Annotated in this window: 2 protein-coding genes; both read right to left on the bottom strand. The window is 68.1% G+C overall.

From position 1 onward, the window contains the following. Nucleotides 1–529 (bottom strand): class I SAM-dependent methyltransferase (locus FVW20_RS08590; protein ID WP_231038979.1); only part of this gene is annotated, 529 nt, incomplete at its 3' end. Nucleotides 530–694: 165 nt separating this feature from the next. After that, nucleotides 695–2,686, bottom strand: coding sequence for a TonB-dependent receptor (locus tag FVW20_RS08585; protein WP_231038978.1), 1,992 nt, complete (start codon nt 2,684–2,686; stop codon nt 695–697). Between the last annotated feature and the right edge of the window lie 1,400 nt (nt 2,687–4,086).

The following is a 4,086-nucleotide window of genomic DNA, read 5'->3' as shown; positions in this document are numbered from 1 at the left end:
CCACGGCGGGGTGCCCGCCGTGATGGCGGGCCAGTTCCGCCCGGCTCAGCAGGTGGGCCACGATCACCTCGCCGCCGGGCCGGGTTACCCGGGCCATCTCGCGCATGGCCGCCGCCTTGTCCGCGAAGTGGGGAAAGGCGGCAAAGCAGATCACGTGGCCGAACGCGCCGTCGCGCGCCGGAATGCGCATGGCCGTGGCCTGCACGCACAGCCCGCGCGCGCCGGATTCCTTGCACCCCGCGCGGCGCACCATCTCGTACGAAACATCAAAGGACAGGATGCGCCCGGCCTCGCCCACGGCCTCGCGCAGGCAGGGGATGAGCACCCCCGTGCCGGTGCCCATGTCCAGCACGTCGGCCCCCGGCAGGATGCCGAAGCCGCGCACCAGTTCGGCCAGTCGCTCCCGCGTGGCCGGGGGGTAGCAGCGCTCTTCCCAGGTGTCGGCGCGCTCGTCGAAAAACAGCGCGCGCGGATCACGGCATACCGCCATGTCCGCGCCCCGTGCCGCATGCGAATGCTGCGATGCCATGCCGGTTCCCGCTCCGTTGCGCCCCATGGGCGCGGTTGCATGTCCGCGTGGCCGGGCGCAAGCCCTTCCGCCCTTTCACCCGGTGAAACTGCGTGACGCCCGACCGATCTCCGATGCACAGGCGGCGGGGGAAACGGCATGCCGCCTCCCCCGCCGCCATGATGACTAGAAGGTCACGCTGGCCCCGACAGTGACGCTGGACCCCGGCATGCGATAGCCGGGCCGGTATTCGTAGTCGGAGTCGGTGATGTTCTCGAGCGCCAGGAACAGTTCACCCTCGGTGATGCCCCATTCCCTGTAGTCGAACAGGTAGGAAAGACGCCCGTTCACCACGTGATAGGCGTCCACCGTTTCGGTGTTCACCGTGTTGCCAAAGCGCGACTGGCTGCGCACCTGCTCTTCCGTCACGTACTGCGCGTCCAGGCTGAGCCGGAAGTGCGTGAGGAACCGCCAGTTCAGGCCTGCGCTCAGTGTCCACTCCGGCGCATAGGGCAGGTCGCCGGGGAAGGTGTCGAGCCAGGTGGAGCCCACGTACAGCGAAAGGTCGGGCAGGGGGGTGTAGGTGATGGTGGCTTCCACCCCCTGGATCTGGAACGATTCCACGTTCTCGAAGCGCATGCGCGGGGGCGGCGAACTGCCCACGATGACGTACCGGTCGGACCCGTCTTCCCAGAACGCGGTGACCCCGGCCTTCACCTTGCTCCACAGCTTCTGGCTTATGCCCACCTCGAAGTGGTCGACCAACTCGGGATCCAGGTTCTTCCAGTCCTCGCGGTACGGACCGTTGGCAATGCCCCCGATGGAGTTCTGGGAGAACACCGCCACGTCCAGGCCGGGATAGCTGACCCCCCGCGCGTAGCTGGCGTGCAGTTCCGTGTCCTTGTAGCCCAGCACCAGCCCGGCATGGGGCGCGAGTTGATCGCCGAACTCGTCGTGGGTGTAGTAGCGCGTGCCCGCAGAAGGAATGGCGTAGAACCCGCCGCGGTCACCGAACATGTGGCTGACGGCCACGTACGGCGAAAACAGGGTGAAGTCGGTGCGCTCGAATTCGCGCGTGGTGTCGTCGTAGTATTCGAAGACGGATTTTCCGCTCATGACGTCGTAGTCGAAGCCGGTCACCACCTCGCCGCCCTCCCACGCCCGAAAGGCCTCGCGGGCGCGCACGCCGTAGGTGTCCCAGTCGCTGATGGTCACGTCGGTGGACGTCGGACGTGCGTACACCTGGCCCGCCCAGTTGGCGTAGCCGTTGTTCCAGTACAGCTTCAGGTGACCGCTGGCGTCTTCGTAGTCATTGGACAGGGTGATGACGTTGAGCACGTCGTCGGTGGAAAAGCGCCCGTCGTTGGTGGTGCCCTCGCTGCTGCCGGGGTCGCGGGCCACGTTGCGGCTCATGTTGGCGAACCACGAGACGTTCCAGTTCTCGTACAGGTCCTGGCCCAGGCGGGCGAAGTAGTTTTCCAGCTGGCCGTCGGAATGCTCGCGGTGGCCGTCGGACAGGCGCAGGCTCTGGCCGAAATAGTAGTCAGTGCCGCCCTGCTTGCCGCCGTGCTCCACACCCTGTGTGAAGGTGTTGTAGCTGCCGTACGAGGTGAACAGCCGGGTGCGGAAGCCGTCCTCCGTCATGCGCTTGGGAATCACGTCGATGGCCGAGAAGCCGTTGCCGAATTCCGTGGGCTGCACGCCCTTGTACACCCGGATGGACTGCGCCGGGTCCATGGGCAGGATGTCCAGCAGGGGATGGCTGTACACCGGGTTGTAACGCGGCACGCCGTCGTACAGGGTGGCGATTTCACTGCCGGGGCGGCTGGACCCCATGCCCCGGACGAACACACCGCCGCCTTCGGCGCCGCCGAAGGAACCCACCTGATTGTAGCGCGAAATGTTCACGCCGGGGGTGCGCCGCAGGGCCGACGACATGTCCTGCGCGTTGAGGTCGCTGATCTGGTCCTGGGTGACTTCGGTGTACTGGCCGCCGTAACGGGTGGTTTCGTTGCCCTCGATGATGGGAGTGGAAACCACCACCTCCTCTTCGAGCGTGGCGGGCTGCTCGTCAGCCGCCCGGGCCGTCCCCGGCCCGGCCAGCGTCAACGTCAGCGCCAGCGACATCACCAGGGCCTGGGCCGCCGCCCGTGCCCCCATCATCCTCCTGCTGCCCATGCTGCCTCCTGCTGCGGGTTTCCGTGCTCCGCACCGGACGCACCACAACCGGTGCCCCTCGCTCCGGTACGGCGCGCATCCGTCCGGTGGGAACCGTGCGGTGTGACTTTTTTCGGTATTTCGTGTAATGAAATCACACGTTGCAACAAAACGTAGCACTCTCGCTAGAAACTTTTCAATTCCGTGTCAACCTGCCGCACGGGTCCGAATTGACGCGTCAACGGACCTCGGATCCTGTACCGCCCATGCCACCTCGGGCAGGTCCGGCAGTACCGGCAAGCCCGGCAGCATTGGCGCACCAGACACGCCTGACGCACCAGTGCACCCGGTGCGCCACAAGGACCGACTGATCCCGGCCCTGCCCGCCTTCCGGCAAAGGAACCGCCCATGCCTTGCCATGCCGCGCCCGACAGCCCGCACCTTGCCCGGTCCGACCAGTCCAACCTGCCGGACCCGACAGTCCCCCCAGTCCTGCCAGTCCTGCCAGTTCCGCCAGTCCCCCCAGTCCTGTCGGACCATGCGAAAACCGGCGCGGCATCCGGTCGGACCAATACGGCGGACAGGCAGGACGGCATGGCGGCAACGCTGCCGCTGCCCGACAGTACGACCACGGCCCGCGGCGGACTCCTGCGGCAGGCATGGTCCCGCCCGTGCGCGGCGATGTGGCGGTGTCCGTGGCGGTACCTGTGGGGTTCGCTGTTGGCGCACGGCCTGACCGCCGCCCTGCTGCTGGCGTTGTCCGTTGGAGCCGGAGACGGCCGGGGCGAGGTCGCTGCAGCGTACCTGGAGGTCAGTCTGGCCGGGTTGCCCGGCGGCATGGAGGAAGGGACGGCGGGCGATACCGCGGGGGACTCCGGGGGCCAGGCGGGTAACCGCGAAGCCGGGGAAAAAACGGCAGCAGCACCGGGGGCGGCATCACGCGCCGCACGCCCCGCAGCCCCCGATGGCGCGTTGGCCCCGCCAACTCCGGCGCGCAACATCGCGGCAGCCCCGGCCACCGCAACGAATCCGGCGGAACCCGAAGCGGATTTTTCGCGGCGGGCCCGCAAGACGCACGAAACGCCTGCCGTGCGGCGGGACGCAGTGATCCCGGCCACACCGTCGAGGGCGCGGGATACCCACCCGGAAGCCGGACCCGTCACGCCGGATGACAGCCCGAACGAAAGCCCGAACGGTAGCCCGGACGGCAGGCCGACCACGCGCGAAGCTTCGACGCCCCCCCGGCGTAACCCCTCCGCCGATGACACCACGCGGCCCCTCGCCGAGGCGGGCGATTTGCCCGCCGTACCCGGCCCGGCAGGCCCATCTTGCACGTCTGATACGTCTGATACGTCTGGCGACCGCCCCGCCAGCGGCGCTGCCGCCGGAAGCGGCTCGGGGGCAGACGGGCAGGCGGGCAC

Origin of the sequence: Nitratidesulfovibrio oxamicus (assembly GCF_015731765.1) — a bacterium.
Classification (GTDB): Bacteria; Desulfobacterota; Desulfovibrionia; order Desulfovibrionales; family Desulfovibrionaceae; genus Cupidesulfovibrio; species Cupidesulfovibrio oxamicus.
The sequence above is the reverse complement of the archived record's forward strand: the minus strand, read 5'-3'. Positions and strand labels throughout refer to the sequence as shown.

What these genes read in the sequence shown, in the direction of transcription:
- FVW20_RS08585 (WP_231038978.1), bottom strand. Translation starts at nt 2,686, where the DNA reads ATGGGCAGCAGGAGGATGATGGGGGCACGGGCGGCGGCCCAGGCCCTG.